The sequence below is a fragment of the Cupriavidus oxalaticus genome (assembly GCF_004768545.1).
Lineage (GTDB): Bacteria > Pseudomonadota > Gammaproteobacteria > Burkholderiales > Burkholderiaceae > Cupriavidus > Cupriavidus oxalaticus_A.
In genome coordinates, this window is record NZ_CP038635.1 from 3375844 (window position 1) to 3388882 (window position 13039).

A 13039-nucleotide genomic window follows, 5' to 3' on the forward strand; every position below is an offset into this window, starting at 1 on the left:
AGATTTTTTCGATGCGGCGTAGTCACCACGCCAGGGGCTAGCCGCCCTGGTATTGCTGGTAGACCGCCTGCGCCAGCGTCAGCAGCCGGGCGCGCTCCAGCGGCCCGGCCAGCGCAAAGCCGAGGTCGCGGTCGATCCAGTAGAACGCCATCGGCGCCGGGCCTGGAGCCGGCCGCCGAGAACCTTCGCGCGCCATGCGTTCGACGCGGAAGCCGGTGTCGGGCGTGCCTTGCGCCATGCGCCGCAACTGCAGCGACAGGCGCGTGCCGTCGTCCGCTTCGTACATCAGGATGGCCGACGGGCCGCCTTCGGCCACGCCCAGCCGTCCGCCGATCAGGTGGAAGCCCTGCGCGCGCAGGTCGGGCACTTGCAGCGCCATGCCGAGGCGCTTGGACAACCACGCGATCAGGTGCGCCTCGTCGCTGGCGGCGACTTCCACCGGGTGGCGCATTTCCGGCGCGTACACCACATGCGTGGCAAGCGCCTCGCGCGCAAAGCGCTCGCCGGGTGCCATCGCCACGGTGGTGGTGGTGTCCATGCGATCGTGGGCCATCCAGCCGAGCGCGCCCCCGAGCGCCAGCAATGCCACCGAGGCACAGCTCGCGGCCAGCGCCATGGTCCAGCGCGGCGCGCGGCGGCGCCCGGCCTGGCGCGGCTCGCCATGCAGGGCGGGCGGCAGCGCGGCCATCGGCACCGGCTCGTTCAATACGGGATCCAGCATGCCGTGCAGCGCATCGGCCTGGCGGCGCCACGCGGCGACCTGCGCCGCTGCATCCGGGTGCTGCGCCAGGTACGCTTCCACCGCGGCGCGGCGCGCGCCAGACAGCTGGCCATCGGCGTAGGCATGGAGATCGGCTTCGTGGATCGCGGACATCATTTCACCCGCTGCAGTGAGCTGGCGGCAGGTATCGGCTGGGCGGGGGCACCGCCGTCGAGCAGCCGCCGCATCTGCTCGCGCGCACGCGCCAGGCGCGACATCACCGTGCCTTGCGGGATGTCGAGCACGCGCGCCGCCTCGGCATAAGTCAGTTGTTCCAGGCTGACCAGCAGCAGCACCGCGCGCTGGGCTTCGGGCAGCTGCGCCAGCGCCTGCAGCAGATCGCGGCGCAGGCCGGGGTCGGCCGCGGGCGCGCTGACCTCGGGCAGGGTATCGGTGGCCACCACCAGGTCCTTGCGGCGCAAGCTGTTCAGGCGCAGCCGGTGCATCAGGGTCAGCAGCCACGGCAACAGGCCGTCGGCGCCGTCGCCCCACCAGGCGCCGGGGCGCAGGCGGAAGCGCCAGCGGTAGCGCAGCGCGCGCTCGAGCGTGTCCTGCACCAGGTCGTCGGCCTGCGCCGAGTCGCCGGTGAGGCCGCGCGCGTGGCGCCGCAGCCGCGGCGCCAGCGCGACGAGCTGGCCTTCAAAGCCTTCCATGCCGTGGCTTGCTTCAGTACGTCCGGGGCATCAGCCCATCAGGGCTTGGCGACGTGCCAGACGTTGTTGAGGTTGTCGCCGGTCTTGTCGCCAGGCTTGGCGTCCTTGGCAAAGCGGTACAGCGGCATGCCGCGATAGGCCCACTGCTTGCCGCCGTCATCGCGCGTGATGATGGTGTATTGGCCCGACGCGTTGGTGCCTGGCGCGGCCATCAGCGGCGGCCAGTTGGTGGCGCAGGGGCCGTTGCAGGCGCTCTTGCCGCTGTTGGCGGTGTCGCGGTCGAAGGTGTACAGCGTCAGGCCCTGCGGGTCAGTCAGCACGCCACCGGTCACCTTCACCGTGGGCGGCATGGTGCCGGCGCTGCTGCCGCCCATGCCCATGCCCATGCCGGAACAGCCGGCGAGCAGGACAGCCGCGCAGCCGAGCGCCAGCGCGGCGGGACGAACGAGGGATGCTGCAGAGGTAAGACGCACACGTGCCATGATCTTGTTCTCCATGCTAACCGGTGCCGCCAGCCGGCACCGCTCCTACAGTAAACACCGGATGTGATGCCTTTATTCCGTCACCTTGTAAAAAAGTCGAAAAAAAACCTGCCCGGAGGCAGGTTTTCTTGCATCGCACCATGGTGCGTCGTAAGTGGCGGTCAGAGTTCGCCGTAGCTATGCAGGCCAGACAGGAACATGTTGACGCCGAGAAACGCAAAGGTCGTCACCAGCAGTCCGACCAGCGCCCACCACGCAGCCACCGTCCCGCGCAGCCCCTTCATCAGCCGCATGTGCAGCCACGCCGCGTAGTTCAGCCACACGATCAGTGCCCAGGTCTCCTTCGGATCCCAGCTCCAGTAACCGCCCCAGGCTTCTGCCGCCCACAGCGCGCCGAGGATGGTGGCGATGGTGAAGAAGGCAAACCCGACCGCGATGGCCTTGTACATCACGTCGTCGAGCAGCTCCAGCGACGGCAGCCGTTCTGCCAGGATGCCGCGCTGCTTGAGCAGGTATGCGACCGACACCATCGCCGCCAGCGCAAAGGTGCCGTAGCCGATGAAGTTGGCCGGCACGTGGATCTTCATCCACCAGCTCTGCAGCGCAGGCACCAGCGGCTGGATTTCCTGCGCGTTGCGGGTGACCGTGTACCACAGCAGGAAACCCACCGCGGCCGATACCACCAGCATCACGAACGGTCCCAGCGCGCGCGTGCCGTAGCGGCCTTCGTAGTACAGGTAGAACAGCGAAGTGATCAGCGTGAACAGCACGAACACTTCATACAGGTTCGAGATGGGGATATGGCCGATGTCGGTGCCGATCAGGTACGACTCGTACCAGCGCACCAGCATGCCGGTGAAGCCCAGCACGATCGCGCCCCAGCACAGCTTGCTGCCGATGCTGTAGCCGGTGTTCGAGCGTGTGGCCAGCCCGACCCAGTAGAACAGCGTGGACAGGAACACCAGCGCGCTCATCCACAGGATGGCCGACTGGCTCGACAGGAAGTACTTGAGGAAGAACGCCTGGTCCGCACGCGCGAGCTGGCCCTGGTAGAGCTGGATCGCGAACAGCGACAGCACCGTCAGCCCCAGCATCAGCGGACGTACCGCCTTCCAGTGCCAGCCGAGCAGTGCAAAGGTAGGCACGGCGCCGATCAGCACCGCCTTGTCGTAGCCATCCATCCACTGCCCGTATCGCGACAGCGCAACGCCCGCGCCGACGGCCAGCGCCAGCGCGAACAGCCAATCCACCCACGTCAGCCGGCGCAGGAAGGAAGGTTCGAGATAGGCCTCGTCGCCGGCGCCCCCAGGGGCAGGCGTGGCGCGCGTGGCTTGCGTGGCGCCGCGCATGGTTTGGTCGCCGGGATTCAGATTTGAAGACATAGCGTACCTGCTCGTTTAATCGCTGCCGTTTTGATGTGGCGTTTCCGCGGGGGTCCCGCCGGCAGCACGGCCGATGTCGTCGCGCAGTGCCGTGAATTCCTTTTCGAAATCCATCGTGCGGCGCTGGGTCGACATCGCCATCAGTACATGGCTGCTGGACGGCACGGCGTCTCCCTCGGCGGGCTTGTCCTTGATCCAGATCCAGACGCGGCGCTCGCGGATATAGAACATCGCGAACACCCCCAGTGTCAGCAGCAGACAGCCAAGATACACGATGTTCTTGCCCGGCGCACGGGTCATCTGGAACACGCTGGCCTTGATCTCCTTGAACTCGTCAAGTTGCAGGAATACCGGTGCGCCGTAGAAAAAACTGTCTGACAGCGCACTGATCGCCTGCTGCAGGAAGGTGCCGCTCTGTGCGCTGTTTGGCACCACCGGCAGCTTGTCCTGGGCGCGCGCCAGCTGCCACAGCTCCCACATCGAGCCATTCAGTATCTTCAGCAGGACGTCGGCGGCCTTCTGCTGCTCGGCCTGCGGCACCGACTTTTCCAGGAATGCCGCGATTGCGGTGAAGCCGCCCGGGGGCGAGTCCGGCGTCGGGCGCGTGGCGCCCGCAAACAGGTCGAGCGCGCGCAGTGCGCTTTCGGCAAGCTGGCGGCGCAGGTCGGCCTTGTCGTCTCCCGGCATCGACGCCAGCGCAAAGCGGCGGGCGGCCTCGCCCCGAAGCGCGCGGTCCTGCAACGCGGCGCGCAGGCGCATCCAGTCGGCAACGCTGCCCTGGTCGTCGGCGGGAATGCGCAGGTAGCGGAACTGCTCGCTCGGCGATTCGCGCATGCCGGCCAGGAACACCGACTGCCCGTCCATCTGCACCGGCACCATGTAGTTGTTGTACTCGCGCGCCTGCCCGGTGCGATCGCGCAGCTTGTACTGCACGGACGGGCCTACGTTGCGCAGCGTCTTGGCGCGGTCGGCGCTGGCCGCGGCACCCAGGTGCTTTTCCAGCGTCTCGTTCAGCGATTTGCGCGCGACGCCGCGTGCGTCAGGCTTGCCCGAGGCATCGGTGACGTTCTCGATATTCATCAGCCGGAAGTCGCTGAACTCGACCGTCACGCCTTCGTTGTCCGCGCCGGTGCCGGTGCCCTTCAGCGGCGCATTGCCGCCCACGGCACCATTGATGGCAAAGGTGCCACGAGCGGTGCCCTGCATCGGGTAGCCGACGAACTTCAGGCGCGAGCCGCCATCTTCGAAGCTGGACTGGTAGATGGCGATGCCGTCGACGATCAACGGCTCGTTCACCTTGATGGTGGCCTCGGTCTGCTTGCCGGTGACGCGGTCGGTGACGATCACGTCCGAGGCGAACAGCTTGGGCATGCCGGTCTCGTAGAAGTCGATCGAGAACTTCTTGAGCGTCAGCGCAAACGGCAGGTCCTGCACCAGCGCGCCGTCGGCGACGTTCAGGATGGCCGTGGACACGGTCTGCCCCTCGGGCACATAGGCATTGCCGCGGAAACCGGGGTTGGTCGCCGGCAGCCGGTGCTGCGGCGGGATCTCGCTGATCACCGCGTTGCCGCTGATCGGGGTCTTGCCACCCAGCCACATCTGCGCGCGGATCAGCATGTCGCCATCGAGCAGGCCGCCGATGCAGATCACCACGATGGCGGTATGCGCCAGGATATAGCCGACCTTGTTGGCGGCCCCCGCCTTGCCCGCCAGCAGCGTGGCGCCGTCATGGTCGACGGCCTTGATGCGGTAGCCGCGGTTGCGCAGCAGCGCCGACAGCCTGCCGACCGCCTCGGTGCGCGCGCGCGCGCCGTCGAACTCGCCGCGATGATGGAAGGCGCGCAGGCTGCGCTCGCGCACATGGTCCTTCCATGAGCGCATGTCCCCGATCATCTTGGGGGTGTTGCGCACCAGGCAGAGCGTGGTGGACACCACCAGGAAGGCCAGGATCAGCAGGAACCACCACGAGCCGTAGACCTTCTGCAGCGATAGCGTATGGAACACATCGGCCCAGAACGGACCGAACTGGTTGACGTAGTTCGGATACGGCTCATTCTGCTTGAGCACGGTACCGATCACGCTGGCGATGGAGATCACCGTCAGTAGCGCGATCGCGAAGCGCATCGAGGACAACAATTCGACCACGTCGCGCAACACGCGGTGAGAGGTCTTCAGGTGCAGCCCTGAAGTGGAAGCGGTCGACATGTGCAGTGACACCTAAGACAACATGCTGCTTTGAAATGAAAAAGGGTGGACTTGCTTGAACGAGCAGGCCACCCTTTTCGATTTTGACAGGCGCGTTCGGTTGCATGCCGCGCGGGCTGCACGCCGAAGCGCCGGCGCCCGGCGGCGCCAGCGTACTGCGCTAACGTCGTTACCGGACGCCGGCGACGTAGTCCGCCACCGCCTTGATCTCGGCATCCGACATCTTGGCAGCGATGGTCGTCATGACCGAATTATTCTTGCGGGTGCCCTGGCGGAACGCCACCAGCTGTGCCTCGGTGTATTCCGACCACTGTCCGCCGATACGCGGATACTGGGCCGGAATGCCGGCGCCGGTGGGGCCATGGCAGGCGGCGCAGGCCGGCACGCCCTTGGCGGCGATGCCGCCACGGTAGATCTTCTGGCCTTCCTCGATCGTGTTCTTGTTCTTGGCGGTGGCCGGCTTGATCGGCTGCTTGGCCAGGTAGGCGCCGATGTTGCGCATTTCGTCGTCGGTCAGCACCGATGCCATCGGCACCATGATCGCGTTGTTGCGCGCCTTGGACTTGAAATCGGCCAGTTGCTTGTGGACGTATTCCGGATGCTGGGCGGCCAGCTTGGGGTTGGCGGCGGCCGCGCTGTTGCCGGCTGCGCCGTGGCAGCTCAGGCAGGCAGGCACATTGCGATCGGGGGCGCCTTGCGTGTACAGCGTCTCACCCTTGGCCGGGTCGGCCTTCGCGGCGGCCTGCTCTGCGGCAGATGCCAGTCCGGAAAGGGCGGCTGCAGGAACGGCCAGTGCCAGGACACCCAGAATCTTCGCAATGCGGTTCATTCGCACACCTTCTCTGAATTGTTTTGGATACCGTGATGCATGCCGACCGGCACTCTGCCGGCGGTGAGGACGCGCCGGGGCAAAGGCCTGACATCGGGGCGACCCGCGCGGATGACCGATCCGCTGCGGTTTGCCTGGCGGCAGACCTCCGCCAGCCCCTGCTCCGCCGCCGCGGCACCCGAGGTGCAACGCGTGATGCGAAACAAGGCCGTGCCCACGATAGGACGACACAACGAGGCTTCCCGTCCGGACAACGGCAGCCGAGCCACGCGGCAAAGGATGTCGCGCGTCACCCGGTCAGGAGACCGTAAACCGGCGTATTGTACAATAAGTTATGTGCCGGATTGATGCCTTGCGCCCTGCTGTGCCGTGTTGAACCGGCCGCGGGCTGCGCCAGATCAAAGCCCGGCGAGCGGCCCCGGCCGCAGCCCTGCCCACCCCTGGCGGTACCCCGGCCACGGCCGCGCCAATGCGCGCCGCGCGGCGCCCCGCCCTACCTCTCCAGCGCATGTCCCTACTCCACCAGGCCCGCTTCTTCATTACCGTCAACCACCTGCGCGACCTGCCCGCCACGGCCGTGCCCGAAGTAGCGTTCGCCGGCCGCTCCAACGCCGGCAAGTCCACCGCCATCAACATCCTGTGCAACCAGAAGCGGCTGGCGTTTTCCTCGCGCACGCCCGGGCGCACGCAGCACATCAACTATTTCACGGTGGCCCCGGTCAAGGCACCGGACCCGCAGGCATTCCTGGTCGACCTGCCGGGCTACGGTTATGCAGAGGTGTCGGGCTCGGCCAAATACCACTGGCAGGGCCTGCTCAGCGACTACGTGCAGACGCGGCCGCAACTCTCGGGACTGATCCTGATGATGGATGCGCGCCGTCCGTTCACCGATCTCGATTGCCAGATGGTCGAGTGGTTCCTGCCCACCGGCAAGCCGATCCACGTTCTGCTGACCAAAGCCGACAAGCTCACCAACAGCGAGAACGCCAAGGCGCTGCGCGAGACGCGCAAGATGCTGCAGGGCTACGCAGAGCAGCTGGAAACGCCGGTGCCCCTGACCGCACAGCTGTTTTCGAGCCTCAAGCGTCGCGGCATCGAAGAAGCGCAGGGCGTGATCGCCGGCTGGCTCAACCTGCCGGAAGCGCAGAAGAACGCGGCGCAGGACGGTGCCACGGCACCAACGGCGGCTGAACCTCCTGCCACCACAGACCCTGCGGCATAACGCCGCAGCGTAGCCAGCGCGCAAAAAAAGCCCCGTTGCAAGCAACGGGGGCGAACTTTCCCGCCGCTGGGGCGGGTACCCGCTCAGGGAGGAGTAGCGGGGGACACCGCGCCACGCAAGCGCAACGCACATAGTGTCCGCGAGTATGATGGCGGGCACGCATAAAAGTTTAGTTTTTCTTCAGCCGGCAACTTTGCGCCGCGCGCGCAGTGCTTGCCGGCTGGCAAATTGGACATTTCTGTCCCGTCTCCAGCACAAGAAGCCTGCCATGTCGACCTTCCCCGAGTACCGCCCGCGCCGCATGCGCCGCGACGATTTCTCCCGCCGCATGATGCGCGAACATCGCCTGTCGCCGGACAACCTGATCTACCCGGTGTTCATCCTCGACGGCCAGAACCAGCGCCAGTCCGTGGCGTCGATGCCGGGCGTCGAGCGGGTCTCCGTGGACCTGCTGATGCCGGTGGCCGAAGATTGCGTCAAGCTCGGCATCCCGGTGCTCGCGCTGTTCCCGGTGATCGACCCCTCGCTGAAAACGCCCGATGGCATCGAGGCCATCAATCCCGACGGCCTGGTGCCGCGCGCGGTGCGGGCGCTGAAAGACCGCTTTCCCGAACTCGGCGTGCTCTGCGACGTTGCGCTCGACCCCTACACCAGCCACGGCCAGGACGGCGTGCTGGATGAAAACGGCTACGTCATCAACGACACCACCGTGGAGATCCTGGTGCGCCAGGCGCTGGCCCAGGCCGACGCGGGCGTCGATATCGTGGCCCCGTCCGACATGATGGACGGCCGCATCGGCGCGGTGCGCACGGCGCTGGAAGACAACGGCCACATCCATACCCGCATCATGGCCTACTCGGCCAAGTACGCATCGGCCTTCTACGGCCCCTTCCGCGATGCAGTGGGCTCGGCCGCCAACCTGGGCAAGGGCAACAAGATGACCTACCAGATGGACCCGGCCAACACCGACGAAGCGCTGCGCGAAGTGGCGCAGGACATCCTCGAAGGCGCCGACATGGTGATGGTCAAGCCCGGCATGCCTTACCTCGATATCGTGCGCCGCGTGAAGGACGAGTTCCGCTTCCCGACCTACGTCTACCAGGTCAGCGGCGAGTACGCGATGCTGAAGGCCGCCGCGCAGAACGGCTGGCTCGACCACGACAAGGTCATGATGGAATCGCTGCTGGCCTTCCGCCGCGCCGGCGCCGACGGCATCCTGACCTATTTCGCACGCGACGCCGCGCGCCTGCTGGCCGCCTGACCTGCATCGCACGATCGCTCTATCGCTCTGTGGGAACCCAAGCGCCTATGGAACTGCTCGGCTTCTCGGCCAGCCAGGTACACCCGCTCGCCTCGCTGACCGAAGCGGCCAGCTTCCTCGGCGGCAATGCCGCCGCGCTGTTCGTCTGGGCGGACTTTTCCACCGAGGAAGTCACGGCTGCCCCGGACGCCTGGCGCGAGAACGTGCGCCAGCTCGCCGGCGCTTCGGTCCTCGACCTGCACCTGGCCGACGCCACCAATGCCGCGCATCCGTCGTATTTCGACACGACCAACGCGTATGACATGGTGATCTTCCGCAAGCTGACCTTCGAGACCAGCCGCGCGATCGCCGAGGCCGAGCCGCAGGAGGCAACGCCGGCCAATGCGCCCAGAGCGTCTGGCGATGCGACGACGGCGCGTGCGCGCCGGTATCCGCCCGGCTTCCTGCCCGCACTGGCCAAAATCGATACGCAGCCGGTCACGTTCTTCGTCTTCGATACGCTGCTGGTCACGGTACGCAACGGCCCGTCGCGCACCGTCGACCAGGTGCGCCAGCGCCTGCTCGAGCTCTGCCAGGCGCCGCGGCCGCAGGCGTCGCCCGCGCGCGGCAACGGCCAGACGCTGCTGCACGGCGTGCGCCCGCCCAACCGGCCCGAGGATCTGATGCTGCGCCTGCTCAATGCGATGGTGGACCGCTATCTGGAACTGCGCGCCCCGCTGACGCGCCAGCTCGACCGCTGGCAGCGCGCGCTGCTGAACTCGCGCCGCAGTTTTTCCAGTTGGGAGGGGCTGCTCGACGCGCGCATCCAGCTGCGCAAGCTGGAGCACCTGAGCGAGGAACAGCGCGACGCGCTGCAGGAATTCCGCGACAGCCTGCTCGACAACCGCTACAGCAGCGACCAGCACGGCACCCCGGTAGATGTCCCGGGTCGCGACGAACTGTTGCTGGTGCGCATCAACGACGTGATGGAACATATCCAGCGCGTGCTCGCGCATGCGCGGCGGCTGGAGGATTCAATCGAGTCGGCGGTGCAGATCCACTTTTCGGCGGTGGCCCACCGCACCAACCGCACCATGCGCATGCTGACGCTGATCACGGCGCTGTTCATGCCGCTGACGCTGATCACCGGCATCTTCGGCATGAATTTCGAGCGCATGCCCTGGCTGCAGGCGCCGGACGGATTCTGGTGGTCGATCGGCCTGATGGGGGCGGTGGTGGTGGTGCTGGGCGCGCTGTGGGCCGTGGCGCGGCAGCTGGAGCACTAGCGCAGGCGCAGGTACGCCTCAGGTGCTGGTGCGCTTGCCGAAGGCGCGCTCCAGGCTCTCCAGGAAGCGGTTGGCCGACTGGTAGCCAATCACCCGCACCGGCCGCTCGCGTCCATCCGATCCGAACAGGATGATCCCCGGCGGCCCGAACAGCCCGAAGCGCTTGAGCAGCGCCTTGTCGTCGGCATTGTTGGCGGTCACATCCGCCTGCAGCAGCACGATCTCGGACAGCCGCGCGCGCACGCGCGGGTCGACGAAGGTCATGCGCTCCATTTCCTTGCAGCTGACGCACCAGTCGGCATAAAAATCGAGCAGCACCGGCTTGCCGGCCGCGGCGGCCTGCGCCACGCGGGCATCCAGTTCCGCGACGCTGCGCACGCGCTCGAAGCGCACCGCCTGAGCGGCGCCCGCGCTTTCCACACCACCGCGGCCTGCGCTCAGGTGCGACAACGGCTGCAGCGGATCGCGCCCGCCCGACGCCACGCCGATCAGCACGATGGCCGCGGCGATCGCGAACAAGACACCAAGCCCCTTGCCCACGCGCGCCAGGTTGCGCGGATCGGCCCCGAGCCCGTCAAAGGCGCCGAGGAACACCGCGGCCACCAGCAGCAATGCCGCCAAAAGCAGCATCGTCGTCCATGCCGGCAGCACCGGCCCGAGCATCCACAACGCCACCCCCAGCAGCAGGAAGCCGAAGAAGCGCTTGGTCACCTCCATCCAGCGGCCTGCGCGCGGCAGCAGGTTGCCCGCACCCACGCCCACCAGCACCAGCGGCACGCCCATGCCGATCGCCATCGCAAACAGCGCTGCGCCACCGATGACCGCATCGCGCGTCTGCGCGATATAGGCCAGCGCCCCCGCCAGCGGCGCGGTCACGCAGGGCCCGACGATCAGCGCGGAGATCGCGCCCATCGCTGCCGCGCCAGCCACCTGACCACCCTGGCGGCGGTTGGACGATTCCGTCAGCCGCGCCTGCCAGCGCTGCGGCAGCTGCAGCTCGTACAGGCCGAACATCGACAGTGCCAGCGCCACCATCAGCGCGGCGAACAGGCCCAGCACCCATGGCGTCTGCAGCGCGGCCGACAGGCCTTCGCCCAGCAGCCCTGCAGCCACGCCGACGGCGGTGTACACCACCGCCATGCCCAGTACATAGGCCAGCGACACCACCAGCGCACGGCTGCGCGTGACATGCTCGCCGATGACGATCGACGACAGGATCGGCACCATCGGCAGCACGCACGGCGTGAAGGTCAGCAGCAGGCCCAGGCCGAAGAAGAGCGCCGCGATCAGGCCCATGTTGCGGCTCGCCAGCGCGCCGGCGATGCGGTCGGAGTCGTCGGCACGCAGCGATGCGGCGGCAGCCGGCTGGGCTGGCTGGGCCTGCAGCGGGGCGGCAGCGGTCGCATCGGAGCGCCCGCGCTTGCCGAACAGGTCGGCCAGGCCGGTGCCACCGACCTTGTAGACGCTTTCCATCGGTGGATAGCACAGGCCCTTGTCGGCGCAGCCCTGCGAGGTGACCGTCAGCGTCCACTTGCCGTCCGCCGGCGCCGCCGCCACCGGCACGCGGATGGTCACGCTGTCCCGGTACGTCTCCATCTCCTTGCCGAAGGTGTCGTCGAACTTGACCTTGCCGTGCGGGAGGTCCGGCGTGCCGAGCTTCACGGCGGCAGGCTCCGTCGCAAAGGCGAATCGCTCCCGGTACATGTAGTAGCCGGGCGCGACATCGAAACGCACCTCCACGGTGTTGTCGTCGATCTGGCGCGCGGCGAAGCGGAAGGCTTGCTCCGGCGGCAGGAAGTCGTCCTCCGTTGCCGCCAGCGCCGCACCAGCCAGGCAAAGCCAGGCCAGTACCGCCAGCAGGCCTGCGGCAATATGCCGCGCCTGAACCAGCCCGCGTGCCCGCTCCGGAAGTGCCAAACCGATGTTCATGAAGCTGTTTCCTGTCTGTCCTGGCCGATGGGCCCTGCCGTACCCACTGCTGCGCGGCAGCCCCCTTCGTCCATTATCCCGCCGCCTGCGCGCCGGTATCCGTCTCGCTGCCAACCCACGCCAGGTACGGTGCAAAGCCCGCCGTCACCGGCACGGCGATGATCTCCGGCACGTCATAGGGGTGATGTTGCCGGATCACGGCCTCGAGTGCAGCGTAGCGCGCGCGCGTGGTCTTGATCAGCAGCGGCCATTCGCGCGCCTGCTCCAGCACGCCTTGCCACCAGTACTCGGATTCCACCGGGGCCAGACGGTTCACGCAGGCCGCCGCGCGCGCCTCCAGCACTGTCCGGGACAGCCGCGCTGCCGTCTCGGCATCAGGGGTATTGGTGATCACCACGAGCACCTCCGCGGGGTCGGGTGACTTGCTGGCATCGGGCATCGGCACTCTCCTGGTACGGCTGGCAAGGGTGGCACGGGCGGCTGGCGCCCAAAACAAAAGAGCCAGGCGGATGCCTGGCTCGATTGTAAGCGGTGTGCCCGGAACCGTCTCACGACGGCAGCGGGCAGGAAACGCACTTATTCCGCGGCTTCTTCGGCCGGGGCTTCGGTGATTTCCGGGCGATCCACCAGTTCGACCAGCGCCATCGGCGCATTGTCGCCCTGACGGAAGCCGAACTTCAGGATACGCGTGTAGCCGCCCGGGCGGGTGGCGTAGCGCGGGCCCAGTTCGGTGAACAGCTTGGTGACCATGTCGCGGTCGCGCAGGCGGGCGAAGGCCAGGCGGCGGTTGGCAACGGTGTCCTTCTTGGCCAGCGTGATCAGCGGCTCGACGACCTTGCGCAGTTCCTTGGCCTTGGGCACGGTGGTCTTGATCAGCTCGTGCTGGAACAGCGAGTTGGACATGTTGCGCAGCATCGCGAGGCGGTGCGACGAGGTGCGGTTCAGTTTCCGCAGACCATGACGGTGACGCATGATGATTCCTTTCAGTTAAGTGTTTGACCAGCTCTTCTATCGTCCGATACGGGCGGACGCGGGCCGGTAGTCATACGAG

At 67.2% G+C, this 13039-nt stretch carries 12 protein-coding genes; 3 read left to right on the top strand and 9 right to left on the bottom strand.

Features of this window, described 5'->3' with window-relative positions; genetic code table 11:
- Positions 1-37: 37 nt before the first annotated feature.
- The 6 genes from E0W60_RS26395 to E0W60_RS26420 form a co-directional block, all read right to left on the bottom strand.
- Positions 38-877, bottom strand: a complete 840-nt coding sequence (locus E0W60_RS26395) for an anti-sigma factor family protein (RefSeq protein WP_135706068.1) — start codon at positions 875-877, stop codon at positions 38-40.
- The gene (locus E0W60_RS26400; protein ID WP_133093439.1) at positions 874-1413 is read right to left on the bottom strand and encodes an RNA polymerase sigma factor; all 540 of its coding nucleotides are present in this window, start codon (positions 1411-1413) and stop codon (positions 874-876) included. Before E0W60_RS26400 ends, E0W60_RS26395 begins: the two co-directional genes overlap by 4 nt.
- 38 nt (positions 1414-1451) lie before the next feature.
- On the bottom strand, positions 1452-1895 hold the full coding sequence (locus tag E0W60_RS26405) for a COG4315 family predicted lipoprotein (RefSeq protein ID WP_133093438.1): 444 nt from the start codon (positions 1893-1895) through the stop codon (positions 1452-1454).
- A gap of 161 nt (positions 1896-2056) precedes the next feature.
- The gene (gene ccsB / locus E0W60_RS26410; protein WP_133093437.1) at positions 2057-3277 is read right to left on the bottom strand and encodes a c-type cytochrome biogenesis protein CcsB; all 1221 of its coding nucleotides are present in this window, start codon (positions 3275-3277) and stop codon (positions 2057-2059) included.
- 15 nt (positions 3278-3292) lie between these two features.
- Positions 3293-5482 (bottom strand): cytochrome c biogenesis protein ResB, encoded by a 2190-nt coding sequence (locus E0W60_RS26415; protein WP_135706069.1) that lies wholly within the window; start codon positions 5480-5482, stop codon positions 3293-3295.
- Between the two features lie 169 nt (positions 5483-5651).
- The gene (locus E0W60_RS26420) at positions 5652-6311 is read right to left on the bottom strand and encodes a c-type cytochrome (protein WP_133093435.1); all 660 of its coding nucleotides are present in this window, start codon (positions 6309-6311) and stop codon (positions 5652-5654) included.
- Between the two features lie 508 nt (positions 6312-6819).
- Here E0W60_RS26420 and yihA point away from each other — a divergent pair.
- The 3 genes from yihA (at position 6820) to E0W60_RS26435 (ending at position 10059) form a co-directional block, all read left to right on the top strand.
- On the top strand, positions 6820-7533 hold the full coding sequence (yihA, locus tag E0W60_RS26425; protein WP_135706070.1) for a ribosome biogenesis GTP-binding protein YihA/YsxC: 714 nt from the start codon (positions 6820-6822) through the stop codon (positions 7531-7533).
- A 268-nt stretch (positions 7534-7801) separates the two neighbouring features.
- Positions 7802-8794 carry a porphobilinogen synthase gene (gene hemB / locus E0W60_RS26430; RefSeq protein ID WP_063241266.1) on the top strand — a complete coding sequence of 331 codons (993 nt, stop codon included), beginning with the start codon at positions 7802-7804 and terminating at the stop codon, positions 8792-8794.
- Between the two features lie 47 nt (positions 8795-8841).
- Positions 8842-10059: a magnesium transporter CorA family protein gene (locus tag E0W60_RS26435; protein ID WP_135706071.1), complete on the top strand. Its 1218-nt coding sequence runs from the start codon at positions 8842-8844 to the stop codon at positions 10057-10059.
- An 18-nt stretch (positions 10060-10077) separates the two neighbouring features.
- Here the strand turns inward: E0W60_RS26435 and dsbD are convergent, their stop codons facing one another.
- The 3 genes from dsbD to rplQ all read right to left on the bottom strand — a co-directional run bounded on the left by dsbD (position 10078) and on the right by rplQ (position 12960).
- Positions 10078-11988: a protein-disulfide reductase DsbD gene (gene dsbD / locus E0W60_RS26440; RefSeq protein ID WP_135706072.1), complete on the bottom strand. Its 1911-nt coding sequence runs from the start codon at positions 11986-11988 to the stop codon at positions 10078-10080.
- A gap of 73 nt (positions 11989-12061) precedes the next feature.
- Entirely contained in the window at positions 12062-12427 is a 366-nt protein-coding gene (gene cutA / locus E0W60_RS26445) for a divalent-cation tolerance protein CutA (RefSeq protein WP_135706073.1), read from the bottom strand.
- A gap of 137 nt (positions 12428-12564) precedes the next feature.
- A complete protein-coding gene (gene rplQ, locus E0W60_RS26450) occupies positions 12565-12960 on the bottom strand; it encodes a 50S ribosomal protein L17 (protein WP_010812373.1) in 396 nt (131 codons plus the stop codon).
- Positions 12961-13039: the final 79 nt, after the last annotated feature.

Bases quoted from the DNA above. Each gene is read 5' to 3' on its own strand.
- cutA (WP_135706073.1), bottom strand. From the start codon at position 12,427: ATGCCCGATGCCAGCAAGTCACCCGACCCCGCGGAGGTGCTCGTGGTG.
- E0W60_RS26435 (WP_135706071.1), top strand. From the start codon at position 8,842: ATGGAACTGCTCGGCTTCTCGGCCAGCCAGGTACACCCGCTCGCCTCG.
- yihA (WP_135706070.1), top strand. From the start codon at position 6,820: ATGTCCCTACTCCACCAGGCCCGCTTCTTCATTACCGTCAACCACCTG.
- rplQ (WP_010812373.1), bottom strand. From the start codon at position 12,960: ATGCGTCACCGTCATGGTCTGCGGAAACTGAACCGCACCTCGTCGCAC.
- dsbD (WP_135706072.1), bottom strand. From the start codon at position 11,988: ATGAACATCGGTTTGGCACTTCCGGAGCGGGCACGCGGGCTGGTTCAG.
- E0W60_RS26415 (WP_135706069.1), bottom strand. From the start codon at position 5,482: ATGTCGACCGCTTCCACTTCAGGGCTGCACCTGAAGACCTCTCACCGC.
- E0W60_RS26395 (WP_135706068.1), bottom strand. From the start codon at position 877: ATGATGTCCGCGATCCACGAAGCCGATCTCCATGCCTACGCCGATGGC.
- E0W60_RS26420 (WP_133093435.1), bottom strand. From the start codon at position 6,311: ATGAACCGCATTGCGAAGATTCTGGGTGTCCTGGCACTGGCCGTTCCT.
- hemB (WP_063241266.1), top strand. From the start codon at position 7,802: ATGTCGACCTTCCCCGAGTACCGCCCGCGCCGCATGCGCCGCGACGAT.
- ccsB (WP_133093437.1), bottom strand. From the start codon at position 3,277: ATGTCTTCAAATCTGAATCCCGGCGACCAAACCATGCGCGGCGCCACG.
- E0W60_RS26400 (WP_133093439.1), bottom strand. From the start codon at position 1,413: ATGGAAGGCTTTGAAGGCCAGCTCGTCGCGCTGGCGCCGCGGCTGCGG.
- E0W60_RS26405 (WP_133093438.1), bottom strand. From the start codon at position 1,895: ATGGCACGTGTGCGTCTTACCTCTGCAGCATCCCTCGTTCGTCCCGCC.